At 71.6% G+C, this 22,177-nt stretch carries 23 protein-coding genes and 1 pseudogene; 3 read left to right on the top strand and 21 right to left on the bottom strand.

All coding sequences use genetic code 11. The features are described from left to right. The first annotated feature begins 151 nt into the window (after window positions 1-151). Together ACGF8A_RS04060 and ACGF8A_RS04055 are read left to right on the top strand one after the other, a co-directional pair. Window positions 152-1,189, top strand: coding sequence for a rod shape-determining protein (locus ACGF8A_RS04060; protein WP_393103977.1), 1,038 nt, complete (start codon window positions 152-154; stop codon window positions 1,187-1,189). Window positions 1,190-1,224: 35 nt separating this feature from the next. Further along, a pseudogene (locus ACGF8A_RS04055) lies at window positions 1,225-2,313 on the top strand (GAF domain-containing protein); the annotation flags it as partial. Between the two features lie 12 nt (window positions 2,314-2,325). Here ACGF8A_RS04055 and ACGF8A_RS04050 read toward each other — a convergent pair. Next, window positions 2,326-3,324: an anti-sigma factor RsbA family regulatory protein gene (locus ACGF8A_RS04050; RefSeq protein WP_393103975.1), complete on the bottom strand. Its 999-nt coding sequence runs from the start codon at window positions 3,322-3,324 to the stop codon at window positions 2,326-2,328. Then, window positions 3,321-3,674 (bottom strand): STAS domain-containing protein, encoded by a 354-nt coding sequence (locus ACGF8A_RS04045; RefSeq protein ID WP_393103973.1) that lies wholly within the window; start codon window positions 3,672-3,674, stop codon window positions 3,321-3,323. Before ACGF8A_RS04045 ends, ACGF8A_RS04050 begins: the two co-directional genes overlap by 4 nt. A gap of 238 nt (window positions 3,675-3,912) precedes the next feature. Between ACGF8A_RS04045 and ACGF8A_RS04040 the strand changes: the two genes are divergently transcribed. Next, on the top strand, window positions 3,913-4,605 hold the full coding sequence (locus ACGF8A_RS04040) for an ANTAR domain-containing response regulator (RefSeq protein ID WP_393103971.1): 693 nt from the start codon (window positions 3,913-3,915) through the stop codon (window positions 4,603-4,605). Here ACGF8A_RS04040 and ACGF8A_RS04035 read toward each other — a convergent pair. From ACGF8A_RS04035 to bet, 19 genes are all read right to left on the bottom strand, one after another. Continuing rightward, window positions 4,517-6,190 (bottom strand): adenosine deaminase, encoded by a 1,674-nt coding sequence (locus ACGF8A_RS04035; protein ID WP_393104500.1) that lies wholly within the window; start codon window positions 6,188-6,190, stop codon window positions 4,517-4,519. The genes ACGF8A_RS04040 and ACGF8A_RS04035 overlap by 89 nt on opposite strands. Window positions 6,191-7,188: 998 nt before the next feature. Next, window positions 7,189-7,596: a PIN domain nuclease gene (locus ACGF8A_RS04030; RefSeq protein WP_393103970.1), complete on the bottom strand. Its 408-nt coding sequence runs from the start codon at window positions 7,594-7,596 to the stop codon at window positions 7,189-7,191. After that, window positions 7,593-7,826, bottom strand: a complete 234-nt coding sequence (locus tag ACGF8A_RS04025) for a type II toxin-antitoxin system VapB family antitoxin (protein WP_103811040.1) — start codon at window positions 7,824-7,826, stop codon at window positions 7,593-7,595. Before ACGF8A_RS04025 ends, ACGF8A_RS04030 begins: the two co-directional genes overlap by 4 nt. 689 nt (window positions 7,827-8,515) lie before the next feature. Next, a complete protein-coding gene (locus ACGF8A_RS04020; protein ID WP_393103968.1) occupies window positions 8,516-9,034 on the bottom strand; it encodes a hypothetical protein in 519 nt (172 codons plus the stop codon). 53 nt (window positions 9,035-9,087) lie between these two features. Further along, entirely contained in the window at window positions 9,088-10,737 is a 1,650-nt protein-coding gene (locus tag ACGF8A_RS04015; protein WP_393103966.1) for a DUF4192 family protein, read from the bottom strand. Then, window positions 10,734-11,258 carry a hypothetical protein gene (locus ACGF8A_RS04010; RefSeq protein ID WP_393103964.1) on the bottom strand — a complete coding sequence of 175 codons (525 nt, stop codon included), beginning with the start codon at window positions 11,256-11,258 and terminating at the stop codon, window positions 10,734-10,736. Before ACGF8A_RS04010 ends, ACGF8A_RS04015 begins: the two co-directional genes overlap by 4 nt. Beyond that, window positions 11,255-12,265 (bottom strand): N-6 DNA methylase, encoded by a 1,011-nt coding sequence (locus ACGF8A_RS04005; RefSeq protein WP_393103962.1) that lies wholly within the window; start codon window positions 12,263-12,265, stop codon window positions 11,255-11,257. Before ACGF8A_RS04005 ends, ACGF8A_RS04010 begins: the two co-directional genes overlap by 4 nt. Window positions 12,266-12,356: 91 nt before the next feature. After that, a complete protein-coding gene (locus tag ACGF8A_RS04000) occupies window positions 12,357-12,659 on the bottom strand; it encodes a hypothetical protein (protein ID WP_393103960.1) in 303 nt (100 codons plus the stop codon). A gap of 62 nt (window positions 12,660-12,721) precedes the next feature. Then, window positions 12,722-13,360 carry a hypothetical protein gene (locus tag ACGF8A_RS03995; RefSeq protein ID WP_393103959.1) on the bottom strand — a complete coding sequence of 213 codons (639 nt, stop codon included), beginning with the start codon at window positions 13,358-13,360 and terminating at the stop codon, window positions 12,722-12,724. 299 nt (window positions 13,361-13,659) lie between these two features. Further along, window positions 13,660-14,247, bottom strand: coding sequence for a hypothetical protein (locus tag ACGF8A_RS03990; RefSeq protein WP_393103957.1), 588 nt, complete (start codon window positions 14,245-14,247; stop codon window positions 13,660-13,662). 226 nt (window positions 14,248-14,473) lie between these two features. Then, entirely contained in the window at window positions 14,474-14,806 is a 333-nt protein-coding gene (locus ACGF8A_RS03985) for an HU family DNA-binding protein (RefSeq protein ID WP_393103955.1), read from the bottom strand. 177 nt (window positions 14,807-14,983) lie between these two features. Further along, complete coding sequence (locus tag ACGF8A_RS03980) at window positions 14,984-15,394, bottom strand: hypothetical protein (RefSeq protein ID WP_393103953.1); 411 nt, start codon at window positions 15,392-15,394, stop codon at window positions 14,984-14,986. Between the two features lie 19 nt (window positions 15,395-15,413). After that, entirely contained in the window at window positions 15,414-16,142 is a 729-nt protein-coding gene (locus ACGF8A_RS03975; RefSeq protein WP_393103951.1) for a hypothetical protein, read from the bottom strand. A gap of 34 nt (window positions 16,143-16,176) precedes the next feature. Further along, window positions 16,177-17,667: a DNA cytosine methyltransferase gene (locus ACGF8A_RS03970; protein WP_393103949.1), complete on the bottom strand. Its 1,491-nt coding sequence runs from the start codon at window positions 17,665-17,667 to the stop codon at window positions 16,177-16,179. Window positions 17,668-17,877: 210 nt separating this feature from the next. Then, window positions 17,878-18,498 carry a hypothetical protein gene (locus ACGF8A_RS03965; RefSeq protein ID WP_393103947.1) on the bottom strand — a complete coding sequence of 207 codons (621 nt, stop codon included), beginning with the start codon at window positions 18,496-18,498 and terminating at the stop codon, window positions 17,878-17,880. A gap of 89 nt (window positions 18,499-18,587) precedes the next feature. After that, window positions 18,588-18,911: a hypothetical protein gene (locus tag ACGF8A_RS03960; RefSeq protein ID WP_393103945.1), complete on the bottom strand. Its 324-nt coding sequence runs from the start codon at window positions 18,909-18,911 to the stop codon at window positions 18,588-18,590. A gap of 30 nt (window positions 18,912-18,941) precedes the next feature. Beyond that, window positions 18,942-19,883, bottom strand: a complete 942-nt coding sequence (locus ACGF8A_RS03955; protein WP_393103943.1) for a helix-turn-helix domain-containing protein — start codon at window positions 19,881-19,883, stop codon at window positions 18,942-18,944. Between the two features lie 84 nt (window positions 19,884-19,967). Continuing rightward, window positions 19,968-21,101 (bottom strand): PD-(D/E)XK nuclease family protein, encoded by a 1,134-nt coding sequence (locus ACGF8A_RS03950; protein ID WP_393104497.1) that lies wholly within the window; start codon window positions 21,099-21,101, stop codon window positions 19,968-19,970. A gap of 72 nt (window positions 21,102-21,173) precedes the next feature. Beyond that, complete coding sequence (gene bet / locus ACGF8A_RS03945; protein ID WP_393103941.1) at window positions 21,174-22,163, bottom strand: phage recombination protein Bet; 990 nt, start codon at window positions 22,161-22,163, stop codon at window positions 21,174-21,176. Window positions 22,164-22,177 lie beyond the last annotated feature (14 nt).

Raw genomic sequence — 22,177 nt, 5'->3', positions numbered from 1 at the left:
GCTTGCCGGGCGCGCCGCACCGGACAACCACCCGTACGGCCGCACCCCGCCCGGCCCCCTCCAGAAGGCGCCCGCGGCCCGGCCCCCCGCACGATGCAGAAGAGGCCCGCCGCCCGGCGGCACCTCGGTTCGTACGCTCGGGAGGATCCGCATGACCGCCACTCTGGAGCAGCTGCGGCGCTGCCATTTCGCCGTCGACCTGGGGGCGGCGCGAACGCGGGTCTACGTCAAGGGCGCGGGCCTCGTCGTCGACCAGCCGTCGGTGGCCGCCGTGAACACCCGTACCGGGGCGCTGATCGCGGTCGGCGAGCTCGCCGAGCAGATGACCGGACGCACCCCGGACTACATCCGGGTCGTGCGCCCGGTGTCCGGCGGCACGGTGGTCGACATCGAGATGGCCCAGCGGATGCTGCGCCATCTGCTCGGCGACAAGATGCGCCGGCATCTGCGCCGCAAGCCCCGGCTGCGGGCCGCCGCCTGCACCCCGCACGACGCCGACCCGCTCGCCCAGCGCGCGACCATCGAGACCCTCGTCGGTCTCGGCGCCCGGCGCGTCGAGCTCGTCGACACGCTCATCGCCGCCGCCGTCGGCTGCGGGCTGCCGGTCGAGCAGCCCGAGGCGACCATGGTCCTGGTGTGCGGGGCGGCCGCCACACAGGTCGCGGTGCTCTCGCTCGGCTCGATCGTGACCGCCGTGCGGATTCCGGTCGGCGGTGAGGCCGTGGACCACGCGATCGTGCAGCACCTGCGGCACGAGCACGAACTGGTGCTGCCCAGCCAGTCGGTACGTCCCCTGCAGATCGCCCTCTCCGGCAACGGACTCACCCCGCAGGGACCGGCCTCCACCGAGATCCACGGACGCGATGTCGCCACCGGCCTCGCCCGCAGCGTGCGGATCGACACCGCGGCCGTGCGCGTCGCCATCCAGACGCCGCTGACCGGCGTCCTCGACGGCATCGGCAAGGTGCTGCGTGACTGCCCGCCGGACCTGGTCGCCGACCTCGCCGACCGGGGGATCATGATGGTCGGCGGCAGCGCCCTGCTCCCCGGCTTCGACCAGATGCTGCGGCAGGCCACCGGCATGCCGGTGGCCATCGCCGAGCGGCCCGACGTGTGCGCGGTCCAGGGGCTCGGCACCATGCTGGAGGGCCGGATCGAACCGCTGGAGCTGGACCCGCTGGGCAGCTGAGCCGTCAGCCTTCCCCTTTTCCCACCGGGAACGGCATGCCCGACGTCCCCCGCCTGCCCGCGCTCCTGCTGGGAGCCGTCCTCGGGGTCGGCGCCGACCTCGGTCTGCGCGCCACCCTCCAGCGCGTGGTCGACGGCGCGGCCGAACTGACCGGCGCCCGCCACGCAGCCCTCCGTCCACGCGATCCCCGCCGCGACGGCGTGGACGAGATCCGCCGGGCGGGACCGCCCACCCCACCGCCGGACGCCCCCACCCTCGACGTGCCGATCTTCGTCGGCGACGAGGAGTTCGGCCGTCTCCGGCTCGCCGGCAAGCACGGCGGCGGACCGTTCACCGCCGAGGACGAACAGCTCCTGCACGTCCTCGTCACCCAGGCCGGCATCGCCCTCGGCAACGCCCGGCTGTACGAGGCGGCCCGGCAGCGGGAACGCTGGATCGAGGGCGCGGCGGCCGTCACCACCGCGCTGCTCAGCGGCGAGGGCTCGGGCGACGCCCTGACGACGGTCGCCGAACGGGCCCGGCTCCTCGCCGGCGCCGCCGCGGGCATCGTCCTGCTGCCCACCGGGGCGGGCGGCATGGAGATCGCCGCCGCCGCGCCCGAGGAGCCCGGCGACCGCGTCGGCACGACCATCGCGCCCGGCAGCCCCGTCCTGGAGCAGCTCCTGAACGGCGAGGCGGTGTTCGTGGACGACTCGGCGACCGACCCGCGCATGACCACACCGGTACGGCACCGGTTCGGCCCCAGCATGCTGCTGCCGTTGCAGTCGGGCGGACGGCTGATCGGCACCCTCGCCCTGCCCCGCCGGCGCGGCGGCCCTGCGTACACACCCCTGGAACGACAGCTGGCCGGGAAGTTCGCCTCCCAGGCCGCGCTCGCCCTGGTCCTGGCCGACGCCCGGCACAGCCGCGCCCGCCTCGCGGTCCACGAGGACCGCGACCGGATCGCCCGGGACCTGCACGACCTGGTCGTGCAACGGCTGTTCGCCGCCGCGCTGATGCTGGAGACCGCACAACGCCGTGCGGAGCCGGGCGAGGTCCACGACCGGCTCGGCCGTGCCGTCGACGAGCTCCACGCGATCATCCAGGAGGTGCGCACCACGATCCTCACCCTCCAGCAGCCGCCCGGGTAGCCGCCGTCAGCGGGCGAACCAGCAGCGGATCGTCGTCCCCGCCTCGCCGGCGTGCACCCGTACGAGATCGGCGACCATGTTCACCAGCAGCAGTCCGCGGCCCCCTCGCTGGTCGCGGGAGGCCGGGCGGCGACCCGCCAGCGGGTCCGTCAGCCGTCCCCCGTCGCGCACCTCGCACACCACGTGCCCGTCCTCGGCCCACACCCGCAGAACGCCCGAACCGCCCCCGTGAACCACGCTGTTGGTGGTCAGCTCGGCCGTGACCAGCGCCAGGTCGTCCAGCCGTGTGCCGGCCAGCCCGAACCGCGCCGCCTCCCCGGTGGCGGTGTGCCGGGCCACCGGCAGCGTCTCCGCGGTGAAGGCGAAGGCCCGCGCGTCCGGCACGACGGGCAGGGGCTGGTTCCAGCGGCGTACGACGCCTTCCCAGTCGTACGCCGAACTGCCGCTCTCCCGTCCCGAGGTGATGACCGTGGGGTGGGTGGCCCGGGCGTCGGCGAGCACCTCGTCGTCCAGGGCGGTGACGTCGTACGGGCACAGGACGGTCAGCCGGCGGCCCGTGAACGCCGCGTTGATCAGGGCCTCGTGCTGGGCGCAGGCCGGGTACTCGGTGGGCGTGCGCCCGGCCCACACCGGCTCACCGACGATCCGCACCCGGCGGCCGGCCGGCTGGGCGTCGGCGAACGCGCGGAGCACACCGGGGATGATCCGGCCGGGGTTGCGACCGGCCTCGCGCATGTCCAGCAGCCGCACCGCGTCGGCGATGTCGCCGAGCCCGTCCCGGATCAGTTCCAGGTTCCCGCGGGGCACGGCCACCGCCACCGGTTCCCCGGCGGCGAGCCCGTCGCGGACGAACGGGAGGACGCCGTCGAGGTACTCCTGCCGGCCGGCGTAGAACAGCGCGGGATGCGCGAAGGGCGCGGTCCGGGCGGACGGGCCGGCGCTGTCACGCGGCTCGCGCGCGCCGCGGGGCCCGGCGGAGCCTGGGGACTCGGCTGGGGCACTCATGACGTCGTCACCTCGATCGCCGGCAGACCGGGCCAGAACAGCTCCAGTGTCCGGCACAGGGCGGGCGGCGGCCGGTGCAACACGATCCGCCTGCCGACGGGAAGCCGTCGCACGGCGTCCACGAGCACGTCGGCGCCCGCGACGTCCACGAACGTCACGGCGGACAGCTCCAGATGGCACACGTCGCCGCCGTCCCGCATCACCTCTTCCAGTGCGCGTTCCCAGATCTCTCGCGTGGTCAGTCCCACTTCGCCCACCGCGCGCACGCCGAACGGCTCGGCCAGCGGTGCGAAGGTCAGCCGCGCCGCCGTGCCACCGGACGCGTTCGGCACGCGGTAACGGATGGTCACAACCGGCTCCCCCTACTCCTGGACATCGTCGCTCGTACCCCGAAGCGATCCGGTCAATCCACGAACTGGGCGATCGGGGGGTGTAGGGCGCCGTGGGCCGGGAAGGCGCACGTTCAGAACCGGGGCGGCGGGGGGCTCCACACAACATCGGGAAACGTGAAGAGCCGTGGACGAACGTGACGTCGCACCAGGACGCCGGCGGGCGTTCACGGCTTTACGGGACCACGAAGGCGGTGACATGACCCCAGTGGCACCACGCTCTCTCGCGGAGCGGTCGCGTCCACTCAGCATCGACCGGCGCACGGCCGGCACCGGCCGGGCCGTGCTCCGCGTGCGGGGCGAACTCGTGCACGGCTGCGCGGACGTCCTGTCCGAAGCGCTGGACGAACTGCCCGCCGGCACCGCCCGGGTGGAGCTGGACATGACCGGCGTGATCTTCATGGACACGGCGGGACGGCAGTTCCTGGACACCCTGCGCGACTACGGGCGCCGTCATCTGGTCCCGGTCTCCGCCACCAACTGGCACGGCCAGCCGCGCCGCATCCTGGAGCTGATCGGTTTGGACACCTCCGACCCCCTGCGCCCCGCGGACCGCAACCCCCCGGTTCTGCGCTCACCCGCCCCGCTGCCCTCCCCCGTCTCCCTGGAGCGCGCGGAACAGCTGCACGAACTGCGCGAGGAGATCGAGCACCTGCGCCGGGCCATCGCCTCCCGCCCGGTGATCGACCAGGCCCGCGGCATCCTGATGGCCACCCACTCCTGCACCTCCGACGAGGCCTGGCACATCCTCCGCGAGGCCTCCCAGCTGTCCAACACCAAGCTCCACACGGTCGCCGCGGCCATCACCTCCGGCGCGGAGAACGACGGCCCGTCCCTGCCCGGCGAGGTGCGCCTGGCACTGCGCCGGGCCCTGGCACGACGGGGGCGGTGAGAGACCGGACCCGGTCCTGCGCGCCCGTGCCCGGGGTGCCGCCGAAGGTCCGCTCGAACTGCCGGAAGGCCGCCTCCTGCCGCCACTGGACCGCGGCCCTGACGCTCGTGTCCAGCAAGCGGCGGCAGTCCGGGCCGGCAGCCGGGTCCCCGGGCCGTTCCCCCCGGCAGGCGGCCGTGATCCGGTACCCCTCGCGTGCCGGACTGCCGCGCCACAGGCTGCCTCCAGGCAGGAAGGCGTACTCCAGGGAGGCGCGCGCCAGATCCTTCAGCTCCGGGTACGACAGGCCGTAGGTCCCGGCGGCGTACCGGTACTCGGCGCTGATGTCGGTGCGGCTGACACCGGGGTCGTCGGTGGCCAGCACCACGGGCACACCGTGACGGCGGTAGATGTCGAACGGATGCTCGTCGCCGCGTACGCCGAGGATCTGGGCGTTGCTGGTGAAGGGCACCTCGACGGCGATCTCGCGGGCGGCCATGGTGCGGACGGTGCGCCGCCAGTCGTGCTCGTGGACCAGGCCGACCCCGTGGCCGACGCGCTCGGCGCCGGCCACCTGCACGGCCTGCCGGATGTGGAACGCCAGGTCCTCCGGCTTGACCAGCCCCGGCCACAGCTCGCCCGCGTGCAGGGTGAGGTGCGCGCGGGGGTAGACGCCGCGCAGGTGGTCCAGCATGCGCATGTGCAGGCGATAGTCGCGCACGGCGACCTCCCCGTCCTCGGGCTGGACGAGGTTGACCGCGACGAAGCGGGGGTCCCGTTCGGCCAGGCGCATGCCGAGGGCGATCCGGGTGAAGACCCGCTCCGGTGAACTCTCCCGCAGCACGTGGGAGATCCAGCGGACGGGCAACGCGCAGGCCGGCCTCGGACGACCGGTGTCGCAGCGGGCGGCCGCGCGGAACTCGGCGTCGGCGGCGTCCGCCTCCTCGCGGGCCTCGGCCACCAGCCTGTCCAGCCCGCCCCCGGCGGTCAGCCTGGCGTGCAGCCGCGCGAGGTCGCTGTCCCAGCCGACCTCGTCGGCGAGCCGCTCGGCGGCGTCGGCGGCCGGCGTGACCATGGTCTCCAGGTAGAACTGGTTCTGCGCCGCCACGTCGTCCGCGACCTCGGCGAGCAGCTTGCCGCGGTGCGGCTCGCTCACCGCCCCGAACTTGCCGAAGGTGGCGAAGAAGTGGTCGTGGCCGTTGCCGTCCGGCGGGAAGCCGTGCATGGACCAGGCGCGCAGGATCGTCTCGTGGAAGGCACGGTCGGTACGCGCGTCGGCGGCGGGCCGGGTCCCGGTGCCGCAGGGCGGGGCGACGGCGGTCGTCGTCGCGGTCTCGATGCACAGCCCGTCCTCGGCGGCCAGCTCGATCAGGTACTCCGTGGCGGCCGCGCCGGAGAGGTGGTTGTGCAGGTCCGCCCCCTTGGGCAGCCGGCGGAAGAAGTCACCGAGGAGGCGCGGTTCGTGCCGGACGGCGTCCAGGTAGGCGTCCGTGGCCCGCTCCCCCACGGTCACCGGCCGTGGCACGGACGCCGCTTGGGCCTGCCCGGAACCGAGCAGGGTGGACGAGATCAGCAGAGCCAGGGCCAGGGCCGGTGGGCGGAGCATCGCGGCGGTCACGCCGGCATCATCGTCAGGCGGTCGCCCGGACATGCCTGGCGCGGGCGGACCACGGGGGACGACCACCCCCCTGGGTGAAGGCGCGACCGGAACTCGGGCAAACCCGGTCCGGTCACCGCCGGGACGGTGATGTCGACCAGGTCTCCCGGTCGGGGCAGCCACCGGAAGGAGAACCCGCGGCCGGGCTCGACGGTCTCCACCCGCGCGCGATGCGGCGCGGGCGGAACCGCGGCCCCGGCCGACGCGTCTGTCGACGACCGGATCCGCTTCACGCCCGGGAGCGCCCAGCGCCCCGACGCCGGCCACTGGAGGTGCCGCAGGTCCGAGTGTTCATGCACCGAGCCGGCCTCGACCCTGACCAGTTCGACCTCGGCGGCCCAGACGCATGGGGCGAGCCGCCGCCGTGACCCTTGCTGCTTTACCTGAGGTACGCGTTCTCCGTCTTGCTCACCAGGTCAGACGCACTTCGCCGTTCTGGCTCTGCGCCAGCCTTCCTGATCCTTCCTGATCCTTCCTGGTCCTTCCTGATCCTTCCTGGTCCTTCCATCCACTGCGTGTCCACTGGGGAGTCCACCGGCGCCCTCTTCACGCCCGGCACGAACGGCATGGTGAGCCCTCGGCGCAGGCCGAGGTCACCGAGAGGGGATGGAATTGAACTCCGGCGCAGCGGACTGCCTTACCGGCGAAGCAGGCCGCTCCCCCCTTCGCCCGAGGGTGGCACAGTAGGTTGAAGAGACCGCCGAATCCCTGATGCCCGACATCGGCCGCATCGTGGCCGGCCGTGGCCTGGACGGTGTGAAGCGCACTGACGCGGCCTTCTGGCGGCCGGGCTCCCGCGTCCTGCGAAGGTGGAAGGCCGCGTACGGTGCCGCTACCGCAACGCCGGATGGCGGTGCAGCGCCACCCGCCTGACCTGGTTCGGTCATATCCCGCGGGGCCTCATGGGACGCGATCGGCCGGAGGGGCGTGCCGCAGCGTCGTCGGCGTCAGGCGCGTGCGTCCCGCTGCTGCACATCCTTCAGGACCGCCGCCACGGTGGTGAAGTCGTTGTCCACATGGAGCACCGTGTGACCGTGGTGTACCGCAGTGGCGCACACCAGGAGATCGATGGCCCCCGCGGAGCGGTGCTGCCCCCGCTGCGTGAGCTTGTACTGCGCGGAGTCCACCCAGCGCCATGCGCTCTTCGGCACCGGCGAGAGCCGGCACAGCGCATCCAACTCCTCCGCAAGCTCGTCGCGGTGAGCCGGCCCTGTGGCGGAGTAGAGGAACTCCGTCCTCGTCGGCTCACAGACGTGGAACACACCGGCGGCAATGTGCCCTTCCCACGGCCGGATCGCCCCGGGAGTGCGGAACAGATGCCACAGAGCAGATGTGTCGAGAAGGTACGTGATCACTCGAAGGCTGCCTGCCGTGCGCGCTTGGCAGCGTCGTGCGCGGCCGCCGCAGCCTCGAACTCACCTCGCTCGCCGCGCGCGGCCAGCTTCTCGGCCGCCTCAAGCCGCTTGATGCGCGCCACGTAGTCCCGGAGAGCCGCGTTGACTGTGTCCTTCTTCGTAGTGGAGCCCATGAGACGCATCGCCTCGGCGAGTGCCTCGTCGTCCAGGTCGATCTGTGTCACAGACATCTCAGCCACCACCCTGAAGTACGCGATGTACGCGATGTACGCGGCCATGATACATCACCCACATCCGCGGGCCGACGATGCCCGCGGAGTCTCACCGCACCCCACGACGCTGAACGGCCGATGCGGCAAATTTCGATCATGACTCGTATGTCGCCCACGCGGCGTCCACTACGTGTCCACTGGATCTTGGACTGATCGAATGAACGAGGGTCGCCACTCTGGAGGGGTAACCCTCGTTTTCGCGTTTGTGCAGGTAGAAACGGTCCTGCATCCACCTGCGACTGGTGGGGCGGGTGGGACTCGAACCCACGGCCGACGGATTATGAGTCCTTTGAGGATCATCCGCGATCTTCCTGATCCTGCCGTGCGCTTCCTGTTTTCGCAGGTCAGAGCCGTGATGTCGTACGTCTGAGCCCCTTGTCCTTCCTGATCCTTCCGTGCCCTTCCGGTCCCTCGCGGGTCCCTGGGCACCGTACGGGTCCCTGAGGGGTCCCATTACCGAGCCCCGGAGCGCGAATCGAGATTGCTGCGGCACCGTGCGGTTTGCGAAGGTGCTGGTCGCCGATGCGAGACGTGCCCCGATCGATCTTGAGCGCAGCGGAGTGCCTTACCGGCGCAGCAGGCTCACACCTCCCGTGCCCGGAGGGGGAGCATCGCGGCTTCTAGCTGGTCAGCCGCCTGATCACAGGCTAGCCCTTTGATCGCCTGTCCAGAACCTCCTTACCTGGGTCAGCTCCTACCTGCCGTGCAGCGGCAACTTCTTCGGCCAGGCGCCGCTTGGCGCGTTGGAGTCGCGCCCTGTGCTTCTTCAAGGCACGGCGCGTGTTGGCAAGCGTTGCGGCCTGACGCGCCTCGAGTTCCGTGAGGCGCTCTATCTGCCGCTGCGCATGCGCGATCTCTTCGGCTCGGAGCGTTGCTGCAGGACGGCGCGGGGCGGGTGGCCGATTCGGGCCACGCTTCTTGTTCAGCTGGCTGCGAGCGAAGTCGAGGAACTCAGCGCGCGGGACGTACTTCGTGCGCCGGTCGCCCATCCCTGTGAGCAGCACAATCTTGGGGAAGTTGGAGTGGCGCTTCGCCCAGTTACTGACGGCGGAGCGGGTGACCCCGACGAGGGCTGCTCCAGCGGCGAGGTTGATCAGTTCGTGCTCGCGTCCCTTGTACTCGGGACGGAGCCACGTGACGGACTCGGAGTCGTCCGGCGTGGTCATGGTTGGGTCTCCAGGCAGGTGGCCCCGGCGGCTGGCCGCGGCCGCCGTGTTGGTCAGAGGGTGTCGAGGTCGGGGCGGCTCGCGGCGAACTCCGCCGCCGCGTCGCGGTACGTCGCCAGGAGCCGGGCCGGGTCGCACTCCTTGCGGATGCCGTCGAGCAGCAGCTTGGCCATGGTGTAGCCGGGGTAGATGTCGACGGCTTCGGTGAGGGCGTGGCTGGCGGTGACGGTGTCGTTCTGTCGCCAGGCGACCCAGCCGAGGAGGGTGAGGAGCGGCGGGGCCTTGTCGGTGTGCGGGGGTACGCAGCGCCGAGCGAGGTAGCCCCACAGTTGCCGTTCGGCGGGGAGGTCGTTCGCGTCGCCGGTGGACAGTGCGGCGTCTCGGGTTTCGGGGTCCTGTAGGCCGAGGATGATGCGGGCGGCGATCTCGTCCATGAGCTGCGGTGGGCCGTTGCGGAAGTCGGCCAGGGCTCCGTCGATGATGTCGATCGTCCCGTAGCGGGCGAGGAGCTGTCCGCGGTAGGTGCTGGCCTGCGCGGCGTGGTACTCGGTGGCGGCGTCGAGGGCTTCGCGGTGGCGGTCCGCCGTGCTGTCGGTGACGGGGCGGTACTCGCTGGCGACCTGGACGGCGTGCTGGACGTGCGCCTTGCGGTGGTCGCAGTTCTCGCGGGCGGCGGTACGGAAGTCTCGGGGGTCCTCGCCGTCGATGGTGCCGAGGTGTATGCCGACGGCCAGGTCGTATTCGGAGTCGGCGGTGAGCGCGTCGCGGAGGGCGAGGCGGGCGGCGATGAGGTCGCCTTGCCGCCAGGCGACGAAGGCGTACAGCGTCAGTGCGGGGACGGCCTCTTGTGTGAAGGGGTCGGCGCAGTGCCGGGCGAGGTAGGCCCACAAGCGTCGGGCGTGGGGAAGGTCGTCGTCGTCGGTGTGCGCCATGCCGGCCTCCACGGCGCCGTCGTCGTGCAGACCGACGAGGAGCTGCGTGGCCAAGGTGCGGTTGAGGGTGGTCGCTCCGGCCCGGAACTGGCTGACGGCCGCGTCGACCTGGGCGCAGGTTGAGGTGAGGGTGGCGTCGCGTCCTGCGCTGGTCGCGCACCGGGTGTTGAACTGGTCGACGGCCGTGTCCAGGGCCTTGAGGAAGTCGGTGTCGGCGGGGGCCGCCGCCCGGAACTCCTTGACGATGTCGCGGGTGCGGGGGCCGGGGGTGCGGCCGAGGCGGGCCATCTGTGCCGCGACGCTGGTGGGGTCGTCGGCAGATGGGAGCGGTTCGCCCTCGCAGCATCCTTCGGTGTCGCACTCGTACGCCCACCAGCGGTTCGCGACAAGGCCAATCGTCTGGAGGACGCAGGCGCGCTGGTTCAGGAAGGTGACGGTGAGCCAGTCGGTGACCGGTGCGAGGAGCGCGGCGGTGTCCCACGGGGTTTCGTCTGGGCGCGGCTCGCGGCAGAGGTAGACGATGACGCCCTGGCCGGGGTCGTGCCCGCGGTCGTGGGCGTACGCCACGAATTGGCGGGCGGCGAGTTCGGCGGTGGCCTTCCACTCGGCGGGGTCGTCGGGCAGGGGGCACGTCATGGTCGGGCCGTCGATGAAGTTGGGGCCGGGGGCGTGGAGGGCGATGCTGTCGTCGGGGTAGTGGCCGAGGAGGTAGGGCAGGATCTCGGCGAGGTTGGGCAGGCTGGTGACCTGCACGGTGTTGTCGGGGCTCACTTCTGGGTTCCCTCTGCGGTCGGGGTGGGGTCGGACTGCCCGATGCGGGCGGGTGCGGGCGGGGCTGGGATGCCGCGCGGTTTGTTCGTCAGGGCGGGGAGCAGGCGGTCGCGGACGAGTGCGCCGAGGTCGGTGGCCAGGGTCTTGCTGGTGCGCGTGTTGAGGACGGCGTGCCAGGTGCGGCCGGGCTGGAGCCGGGCGTCGCGGGCGGCCTGGGCTTCGGCCTGCTCGGCGGGGGTTGCGCTGTCGGGGATCGGCGGCAGGTCGGGGCCTGCGGTGATCCAGGTCTGGATGGCGAAGCCGCGGGACTGGATGCGCAGGCCGACGCTGTGGCCGTCGGGATGGCGGTAGAGGGCTTTGCGGTCGGGGGTGTCGGTGTCCTCCTTGAGCCAGGGCGGGTCGAGGGTCGGGGCGATCTGGTCGAGGGGCGGAACGTCGATCTCGTCGCGCGGCGCGGCGAAAGCCGGGCGTCGGCGGCGGGCGATGGGCGTGGTGCCAGGGCGGTCGAAGGTGCCGGTCACGCGACGGGCTCTTTGCTGGGCATCAGCTCGTCGACCAGGTCGAAGGCGCGGCGCACGGCGACGAGCGAGTGGGCGGCGCCCATGTACCGGTCGCGCTCCTCGAAGGCTTCGAGGGCTTCGGCTCGGGTCTTGGCGTAGTCGTCGTCCGGGGCGAGGGAGTCGGCGCAGCCGATGAGGCAGCGCGGGCCGAGGTCCCAGATGATCGCGTTGACGGCGGCGCATCCGGCCGACAGCGAGTCGATGTCGTTGCCGTACCAGTGGAAGTCGTGCGGGTCGAGTCCGAGGTCGCGCAGTCGGCAGGCGACGGAGCGGAACATCGTGCCGGAGCCGACGGCGGGCTCGCGGAAGGACATGCCGGGCTTCGCGAAGTCCTTGTCGATGGTCATGTTCGCCATCAGGTCCGTGATGCACGCCGGCGTGTGGTACTCGCCGCGCCACTTCTTGTCGCTCTTGTGGCGCAGGCCGGTGAGCAGGGGGCTGAGGACGTCTGTCTCGGAGCGTCGCCACACGTCGTCGTGGCCGGTGAGGTCCATCAGGCCGGTGTTGATGGCGGCCCGGGTGACGGCGTGGACGGCGCGGAGCTGCTGCTTGTCGGGCTCGGGGTTCCAGGCCCAGTCGTGGAGGCGTATCGCGCGGTTGATGAGGTCGGGGCGGTTGATCCAGTGGCCGAGGTAGATCTCCTTGAGGAGCTGCGGGAGTTGTTCGGGCGGCAGGTTGAGCACCCAGTCCGCGAGGCCGGGGAGATTGCGGAGCAGGGAGAGCCCGGCGACGGTGCCGAGGGGCACGTCGATGCTGCTGCCGCCGAAGGACTGATACCAGGCGTCGAGTACGTTCTCCGCGATCTTGCGGGCGTGCTCGTGCGGGTCGCGAGGGGCGGCGTAGCGGCGGGCGGTGATCTTGCCGGTGGGGCGGGCCTTGGGCTTGGGCGGGGGCTTCTTCGCCCACGAGGGCGCGGGTCGCGCGGCGGTGGCCGGGGCTGCCGCGCGGGGCAAGGAGTCGTCGGACATGGGGGCGGAATCCTTTCTGCGGGCGCGCACGGGGCCGCCCCGGTGCGCGGTGCGCAGCCGGGGCGGCGTGTGGATGGGGTTGGGGGCGGGGTCAGCGGGTCTGCTGGAGGTCCCGGAGGGTGGCGAAGATGCCGCGGACCTCGATGGCGTACGCGGCTTCGGGGTGTCCGGACTGGCGCAGGCCGCTGATGAGGAACATCAGGGCCGCCTCGTCGGCGTCCATGTCGCTGATGAGCTGGTCGAAGCTGGTGTCGCGCAGCTCGTCGGGGCGGTGCTCGTAGCCGACGCGCAGGGTCTCCTCGATCGCGGCGAGGGTCTCAGCGGTCTGCTCGTCGGTGAGGCCGAGCAGGGTGGACCAGGACGCAAGGGTGGCGTCGTCAACGGGGAGCTTCACGGGCTGTTGCCTTTCGGGTAGGCCGTGCCCGGCCGCGCGGTGCGGCCGGGCACGGGCGCGGGTCAGGAAGTCGGGACGGCGGGGAAGGGGTTGTCCCGGTGGTCGGGGTGGCAGGCGGCGTACACGCCGCCGGGGAGGCGTTCGGTGATGACGCCCCATCCGGCCCAGCGCACGACGGCGAGGTAGCCGAGGTCTCCGCCCGCAAAGCCGGTGCGGCCCTTGGCGCCGGGATCGGGCGCGATGAACACCCAGCCGGGCAGGTCTCCGGTGTCGTCGGGCAGGACCTGGAAGCCGGGGCGCAGTTCGTGGACGCCGTCGGTGTGGATGGGCGGCAGTCCGGCCGCGGTCAGGATCCGTACGGCGTCCCGGACATGCGGGTGGCCGTGGCATTCGGGCAGGGTGCCCACGCCGGTGTGCAGGGGCCGCTCGTACGGGAGGCGTCCGGCGGCGGCCTTGTAGATGTCCATGAGGAGTTGGGCGTCGTCGCGGCGGCCGGCGTGGCGCATGGCGATGTTCGCGACGATGGCGATGGAGTGCCGGTCCTGGGTGAACAGGCGGCGGAACTGGTCGAGGCTCATGCCGGTGGTCACCTGCACGCGGGCGAAGGTGCGGGAGGCGAGGCGGACGGCGTGGGCGACGTGGAACGGGTCGAGCCCTATCTCGTGGGCGAGTTGGCGGACTCCGGGTGAGTAGTCGGTCATTGGGTCTCCAAGAGGCGCTTGCGCGTATGGGTGCGCCCCCGGCGTTGGCCGGGGGCGCGGTGTCGTGCCTGGGGGTTCGGGGATGGTTAGCGGCGTCCGCCGCATCCGGCGTGGCCGCAGCCGCCGCAGAAGCCGCCGCTGTTGCACTCGCAGCCGCATCCGTGGTTCTGGGTTTCCATTTCCAAGTCCCCTTCCTGGTCGGGCATTTCCCGAATTCCTTACTTATATCTTAATGGCAAATACCCCAGAAGCAAGGAATAGCCAGTTGAATGCGCATTTAATTTCCGCAATTCAATTCCCTAATTAGCGGTTGCGGGAATGAGGTCGGGCCAGCGGACGGCTTCCAGCGCGCGGCGGTGCGAGTCGGGAACGGGCACGGTCGGGTAGCCCAGCCAGTCGAGTCCCATCGCGGCGAGGATCGTGGCGTCCGCCTGGTCGTAGCGGCCCGGCCCTTCGCATTCGACGCCGTACCGCTCCACGGCCACCGAGCGGACCATTCCCTTCGCCACCCGGGACCTGTCCTTGCGCGGGAAGTCCTGGGCCGGATTGGCCCGGCCGGTCGCGTAGATCGTGCGCCCGTGCGGGGTCACGACGGCGTACGGGATGCGGTGCCTCCACAGGTACTGGGTGACCAGCCACCACAGCCCGGCCAACTCGTGGTGCCCGGCCTGCCCGCCTTGGGCGTACGCGGCGCCCTCGACGACCACCAGGTCCGCGCCATCCTTCACGCTCAGCGCGACGGCCGCGACCAGCCAGTCCAGCCGCTCGTGGCTGCGGCGGCGGCCGGGCCGGTAGGCGCGCGCCCAGTCCGCTCCCGCGATGCCGGTCGAGGTCAGCGACAGATCGAGGCCGACGACCCGCGGCTGCCACTCCCCCTTCTCCTGCACGCTCGGCAACGTCACTGGGGCGCTTTGGAGTTCGGCGGTCACCGATCACCCTCGCCTGTTGCCGCGCGATGGTCGGTGATGAGCCGGTTGACCTCGGCCATGGCCGCGCTCCTGCAGCCACTTCGCGGTGGCATCGACCTCGACGCCCACGCAACGGTCGTTCATCTCGAACTCCTTCGGCGGGGCCGTCCTGGTGCACGCTGGGACGGCCCCTCGTGTGCAGCGGTTACGGGCGAGCGGCCTTGGGGGCCTTCTGGATGCAGTTGCCGGACTCGGGCATCGCCCGGCGGCCCGCGACGAGGTCCTGGAACCGGGCTCCGGGGCGGAACTTCACGACCCGGCGCTCGGCGACCTCGATCGGCTCGCCGGTCTGCGGGTTGCGGGCAATACGGGCAGGGCGCACCTCGGGGGTGAGGCTCCCGAAGCCGGTGACGGAGACGACTTCTCCGGCGGCGACGGCGCGGACCATCGCGTCGAGTGCGGCTTCTACGGCGAGGGTCGCCTGAGCGCGGTTGCCGGTCGCGTTCGCCACGGCCTGGATGAGCTGGGCCTTGTTCACGGGGGCTTCCTTTCGATTCGGCTGGGCCGCAGGAGTCGAGGGATGGGCGCGCCATGCGGAGGGCCACGGGTTCAGGCCGTAGCCGGGGTCCGCGACCTGGCCGCACACTGGAGCACGAGAACCCATCCGGTTTTTCATAAATGTCATCTATCTTGCCTGACGTTGAAGGAGTGGTGATCAGGGGCCGGAGGCGCGCTTGCGGGCCCGGCGGGCTTGCTGGGCGAGCCGTCCGGCCTCCAGACACAGGGAGCAGGCACGCTCCCCGCGCCGGTTGTGGGCACGGGCACCGGCTTCGGTGCCGTGGGTGATCGGGCGCCGTCCGCGCTCGCGTAGCTCGACGGGCTGAGCGCCCTCGCAGGCCGCGAGGACCTGCCCGTTGCGCCAGAGTCGACCTCCGCACACGCCGTCGAACAGGCTCATGCTCGGCATGACCAGGTCGATGCACTGCGAGCGGAACGGGCAGTTCTGGCAGGCGGCGAGGAGGGAGAGGACCAGCGGCTGTGTCGGGGCTTCGGCCGCCGTCTCCTCGGACGTGAAGCGGGCGTCCCCGGCGCAGGGGGCCTGGGCGACCCACCCGTTGCCGCTCATCTGCTCTTCCTCCCGTTCGCTAGGCGGTCGGCGGCAGCGGCATCAGGCGGACCTGATCGCTGGTCGTGGCGCGGTACGGGTGGGTGTAGTCGCCTGGCAGGGGCATCAGGTGCCGGTCGGCCAGGGCCGGGAGGGCGAGGATCTGGCCGAGGAGCCGAGTGAGGGCGGTGTCGCAGGCGGACGACCACCGGGGGCGCGGTATGCGCACCGGGGCACCGTCGTCGGCGACGCCTTCGTGGATCTCGATGATGCGCCCGGCGGCGCGCCCGTCGACGACGACGGCGGTCGCCTCCGGGTGGTGCTCGCGGACCAGCTCGGCCACGCGGGCGGCCCGGTCGGCCGGAGGCAACTCCAGGAGCCAGGAGTTGCCGTCGGCGGCTGTGTTGCGGTGGACGGATGCCCACGCCGGGGAGGAGTAGGGCGCGAGCGCGGTCTCCACGTCGGACTCGATCTGGTCCGCGATGTAGTCGAGCGGGTGCTCGTCCTCCCCGTCGCGGTTGTCCCACAGCTCCGGGCACGTACCCAACCGGCTGGGCTGCGCGCCGAGCACGCCGTGCAGGTCGAGGGTGCGGGAGGTGTAGAACGCGAAGGTCACGTACACCGCCTCGGGGCAGGCGGCGCGGATCTTCGCGGTGATGTGGTCGAGCACGGCCAGGCAGTACGCCTTCTCGACGCGCAGGCGCTCAGCCTCCAGTTCCTCTCGCTGCTTGCTGAGGATGGCCAACTGGTCGTGTGCTGCCGGTGTCATGGGGGGGGGTGTCCCTTCTTCTTCGGGGTTGGGGTCAGGCGAGGACGGGCTTGAGGCGTTCACCGATCCAGCGGGCGACGTTGACGCTCACGGCGTTGCCGGCCTGCTGGGTCTGGGCGGCCTTGGATCCGACAACCTCGTAGGTGTCGGGAAACCGCTGGCCGCGCAGCTGCTCGCGCGGCTGGAGCATGCGGAAGTGGCAGTCCTCGATGGCGGGCGCGCTGCGCACGACGGCCGCAGAGTCGCGGGTCGACAGCGTGTGCAGCGGCTCGGCCGCGGTCTTCGGCGCGGCCTTGCGGTACGGGATCACCAGCGTGTTGCGGGCCCGGGTGCGGACATCGCCATCGGGCACCACCAGGCCGTGGTGGCGGGCCGTGGCGATGGTGCTGAGCGGGGCGTCGATCGGCGCGGCGTCGCAGTTGTTGCGGAACTCCACGATGAACGGGTCCACCGTGACCAGGGCTTCGCTCTCCCGGGTGGTGCGGGTGCGCATCGGCTCCCCGACGGGCGAGGCGGTGTCGTTCCACGAGCCGCCGACCGGCACCAGGAGGGCTTCACCGAGCTTGGCCGTGCGGGTGGGCAGCGGCCGGGTGTGCGGGGCGAAGGCCCGGTCGGTGCCGTCCTTGCCGTGCGTGAGGGTGACGACGGACGGTTCGTAGGGGAACTTCGCCAGTCCGGCCGCGATGCGGCGCATGGTGTTCGGCACCAGCGGGCGTGGTCGGTCTCCGATGCGCTGGCCGATGTCGTCCCACATGATCACATCGGAGGCGGGCCGGACGTACGGCTCCACCAGCGCGTGGCCGCAGCGGCTGTTCGGGCAGCGGTAGTCGTACTGCTGCTGGTACTTGCCGACCTTCACCCGCGCATCGCGCCAGCTCTGGCGCGCCTTGACGTCCCGCCCGCACTCGAAGCAGTGCGCCAGCGGGCGCGGCGCGAGGTCGGGGCGGCGGACCCCGGCCAGGGTGAAGACCACGTACACGCGGTCGCGCCACTGGGGGGCGTACGGATTGGTCTCCGACCCGATGTGCGCGGAGGACACGGAGACGATCTGGACGCGGTAGCCGAGCTTCTTCATGGCGCGGATCCACTCGGGGAACAGCAGCCAGTCGGTGATGAACTCGACGACGTTCTCCACGACGACGCACGGGAACCGCTTCGCCTCGGCGGCGCGCAGCACGCACCAGGCGGTCACCCGGGTCATCTCGAAGGCTTCCGGGGGCAGTTCGCGCCACTGCTCTTCTTCTTCGAACAGCGCGTCCTGCGCGGGGTCGGGGCGCTTCTTGCCGCCGGCGGGGCTGATCTCGGTGCAGATGACGCTGGCCCACAGCACGAGGGCCTTCGGGAGCCAGCGCATGGGGTAGTTCTGGATGTCGGCGCAGCGCGCCGCCGCATTCGGGTGGTTGAGCCCGAATGTGTCGACGGCGGTCTGCCAGTGGTTGATGCCGAGGATGGGGTCGAATCCGGCTTCCAACAGGCCGGTGGCATCTCCGCCCGCTCCGCAGAGCAGGTGGACGGATCGGGGCACGGTCTTAGGTCTCCAAGAGGCGGGGCCGCCCGGCCCGGCTGGTGGGCCGGGCGGCCATGGTCAGGACTCGTCGCAGGCGCGTAACGCGCGGTGGTGGCGGCTGTCCTCGATGCCGAGGGCGGTGAACCCCAGCAGGCCGAGGGCGCACACGATCAGCAGCCAGATCACCGGTCCGCGCCCCCGATGGGGCGCGGTGCGCGGCGCGACCGGTCAGTCATCGCTGCGGGTGACGCGGACGGTGGTGATGTGTCCGGCGCTCTCGAAAAGCGCCAGGGGGTAGCCGTCCGCCTGGGGCCGCTGCCAGACGCGGCGGTAGCCCTCGTGGTCAATGAGCCGCTGGGACCACTCCGAGAACCGGGCGATGGCGGTGGCCGCGCCCTCGATCCCGGCGGTCTGGTTGTGGTTCGCGCCGTACGGCGCGGTGTGCGTGGCCGAGACGATCAGCCGGGGTGCGCGGCGAGGAACGTCGAGGCCGTCGATGCGGGCCAGCAGGGGGATGAGGCTGTTGCCGTGGTGGCGCTGGGGTCCGTTGGGGGTGGAGTCGTACAGGACGGTGTGCCGGTCGGCGTTCTCCACGTCCTGGCGGACGGCGGTCCAGCCGGTCACCTCGGCGGGGTCGGCGGGCAGGCTGTGCTCGGAGGCGATGATCAGTTCCGTGCCGTCCCGCAGGTCGGCGCGGACGTGGAACTCGCCGCCGGAGGTCTCGATGTCGGTGACCCAGCCCGCGTAGCGCAGCGGGGTGACGACGTGGCCGTAGCCGTGGAACAGCCTCTGCCACAGCGGGTCGGTGGTGCGGTTGTGGTCGGGCAGAGCCGCGATGGTGGTGGTCATGTTCTGGTCTCCAAGAGGGTGTGCACGGCGGGCGCACAGAAGGTGCGTCCGCCGTTGAAAAATGTCACCTATCTGAGGTGCAGCGTGATTCAGACGGTGGGCAGTTCGCTGCGGGCGAGGATCTGTACGGACCACATGCGGCCGCCGCGGCTGACGACGCAGCCGATCATGCGCCCCTCATGGGGCAGGACGAATCCGCTGCCGCCCTCCTCCTTGCTCAGGTCGCTGACGAGCTCGCGGACGCCGTGCTCGGCGCACTCGGCCGAGCAGTACAGGTGGCCGCCCAGGCGTGGAGCGAGGTGCGGGCCGTGGATGACTTCGCCGACTACGACGTAGGCGTCGGGGGCCGGGGTGAGCGTGTCATTCAAGGTGGTCTCCAAGAGGTCGGTGAGTTCGGCCAGTTCCGAACTCATGCTTATATCTTAATGGCGTACGCCGGGGCGTCAATGTTGCCGATCTTGTGAACGCCCCTGTTTCTGGCGAGACTTGGCGCCCTGCTCGCGCCCCATTCGTGCCAGGTCTCGCACTCGCTGGCGGGCCATCTCCAGGGCTTGCGGGTCCGTCTGGGCAACGCGCCGCTCCTGCTCGGCGAAGAACTGCCGTAGCCAGTCCTGCTGCTCGCGGTGCTCGCGGTCGGCCGCTTCGCGCCGCGCCTGCTCCCTCCCGGCACGCGGGTTCGTCCCGCACCCCCGGCAGTTCCCCACCGGCTCGACGTGCTTCGGACAGCCCGCCCGCTGCTGCTCTCCGTGCCCCGCCTCCGGCTCCCCTGCGGCGTCAGCCGTGGGGGTAGGGGGGTGAGGAAGAGAAGAGGAAGAAGGAGGAAGAGAAGGGGTTTCCCCAGGGGAACCCGCCCGGTTGCCCTGCGGCAACCCACTGGGTTCCCCCAGGGCAACCCTGCCCGGAGCGTCATCAGGGTTCCCCTGGGGCAACCCTGGCTCCGACGCGGCCTCGGCGGCGGCCCGCGCCTCCTCCCGCGCGGCGACATCCTGCTGAGTCCGGGCCGCCGACGAGGGCCTGCGGCGCGCGCCCTTGCGGGCCAACCGGGGGTTGGTCGGGGCACGCTGCGCCGCCCGGCGCCGCTCGATCAGCTCCTCCGTCGACGGGATGGGCGGCACGCCGTGCGGGAACACCCGGTACTCGGCTCGGCGGCCGACACGGCCGATCGTCACCCGCTCGACCAGGCCGAGGCCGACGAGCTGCGTCACCACCGTGATGACCTGCTTCTCCCCTACGCCGGCCCAGGCCATCATCCGCTCCAGCCCTGGCCGGGCCAGCCTGGTCTGGTCGTCGGCCGAGTCAGCGATCTTCATGAGGACCAGCTTCTGCGTCGTGTTGATCACCTCCTTCGGCAAGTAGGCCGCCGCCACCATCAGTTGGATGCTCACCGGCACCTCTCCGTGTTCCGTCCGGTTCCCGCCGCACCAGGGCGGGGCCGAGCACGCCGGCTCCGGCCCCGCCCGGTGGCGCGATCAGGGCTCCTTGCGCGCGGTGACGTTGATGCTCACCGCGGTCCGCCGGTCGTGGTCGAGGCGCGTGGGCAGGGGGATGCCCACCTCCTTCAGCGTCGCCTTCATCGCCGCCGCGTCGGGCACCATCGGCACCTCCAGCCCTGCGCGGCGATACAGCGCGACCATCGCCTCGACGTCATCGACCTTGGTCGGGTTGCCGCCACTCCACTTCAGGACGTTGTCGCCGTACACGCCGGGCTCGGAGCCTTCGAGCTGGGCGCGCAGGAACTTCTGCCGGTCCTTCAGCGGCTTCATCTGCTCGGAGACCTCGGCGTACTCGGCCAGCGCCTTCGCGCGTTCCTCGTCGTCGTGGATGAGCTGGCTCTGCGGGGAGCACCCGGCGACGAGCGGCCCCCAGCACGCGGTACGGAAGGGGCAGTGGTCGCAGATCGCGGAGATGCCCGGCCCCTGGAAGGTGCGCGGCAGCTCCTCCGGGGAGGCGGCGGCCCGCACCTGCTGAACCCACCAGCGCGCACGACGGGCACGCTCGGCCTCGTAGGCGATCTCCTGAACGTAGTCGTCGCCGTTGTCGCGGTTGATGAACCGGAAACGGATGCGAGCGACCGGCACCGGCCCGAGGCGGGCAAGCTGCCGCTGACCCGGGACGCTGGCGAAGCCTTCCGTGCCGAGCAGGTCGGCGTACAGGTACACCTGCCGCAGCTCGGCCTCGCTCGCGCCGTACCGCAGGATACTGTCCCACTGGTAGGTGCTCTTGGTCTTCACGTCCTCGACCGTTGTCTCCTCGGCCGGGAGCGTGGGGCGCAGCCGCTTCGGCAGCCGGGCGGCGGTGCTGGAGTCGAGTTGGACGGCGTCAATGTGGCCCCGGACGGTGTCATCCTCGACGCGGCGCTCGGTGAGCCAGCCGTACTCCTCGCGGGCGGCGTCGAGTATCCCGGTGTGCAGCCAGGTGCCGAGGATCGCCTTGCGCTTCTCACCGACGTCGGTCGGGGTGCGGCCGTGCAGGAGGTATCCGGCCCGGCGTGCGCACACGGTGTCGCTGGCGCCGAGCTTGGTCTGTTGGGAGCGGGGACGGCGTGCGTCCGCCGCGTGCGCGGCGGGCCACAGACTGACAGGCCGCTCGGGCGCGATGGCCATGGTGGTCACGGTGTTCTCCAAGAGGGTGGGGTGCCGCCCGCCGACAGCGGGCGGCACCCGGTGTCGGCAGGGTCAGGAGGCGCGGCGGGGCGCGGCGGCTTGCTTTCGCGGAGCCCGCTTCGCCGGGGCCGGGGCCTCGTCGGACTGGGCGGATTCGGAGGAAGCGTCAGGCTCGGCTTTCGGGGCGGCCTTCTTCCTGGCACGCGCCCGCTTCTTCGGCGCGGGCTGCTCCTTGGCCTCGCCCTGGTCCTCGGCGGATTCCTCCTGCGCGTCGCCGCCCTTGTCGGCCCCCGCTTCGAGCCCGGCGGCCTCGCGCAGGCGTCGGGTCGCCTCTTCCGTCTCGCGGACGACGGCTTCAGCGTCGGCCCGCGCCATCTCCTCATCCGAATACACGCCGGACAGGTCCTGCGGCGCGGCCATGCGCAGCGCGCCGGCCTCGGCGCACTTACGGAGCATGTGGGCGGGCATCTGCTGCCACATCTTCGCCACGACGTACGCGCTCTGCTTGCGGTCGTAGTAGGTCGGGGCGAACTCGTCCCAGCGGGCGATCATGGGGAACCGGCTGGTGCCGCGCAGGACGGTGACCTTGACCGCGGCCGGGTACGCCTTGGACAGCCAGACCTCGTGGGCGTTGCCCTCGGAGTCGTAGTAGACGGTGTCCTCGTACGAGATGGACTCCCCAGCCTTGGCCGCCGCCCGGTGCGCGACGGTGCGAAAGCCGTCGATTCCGGTCTGGATGGTCCAGGTCTTCTCCGGCTCGTCGGGGTTGTCGGCGGCCTTCCAGTTGGTACGGCCGATCATGTAGATCTGCCGCGCGAACGGGTCGAGGCCGCTGCGCACGCAGTAGTGGAAGAAGACGGCCAGCTGTGCACGCGGCGCCTGCTCCAGCCCCGGACTGATCAGAGCCAGGGCAGCCACCTGACGCGCGTCGAACTCCAGTTGGTCGGCGCGCAGGACAACGGCGCTCTGGGACACGCTGCGTTCGGGCAGTACCTCGGTGGTCGTCAGGGGCGGCGCGCTGGACGCAGCGTCGTCGCCCTGCTGCTCGGTCGGTTGGTTCATAGGTCGTTCGTCTC

The sequence above is a fragment of the Streptomyces sp. NPDC047706 genome (assembly GCF_043204795.1).
Taxonomy (GTDB): domain Bacteria; phylum Actinomycetota; class Actinomycetes; order Streptomycetales; family Streptomycetaceae; genus Streptomyces.
This window is presented reverse-complemented; position numbering and strand designations above follow the sequence as displayed.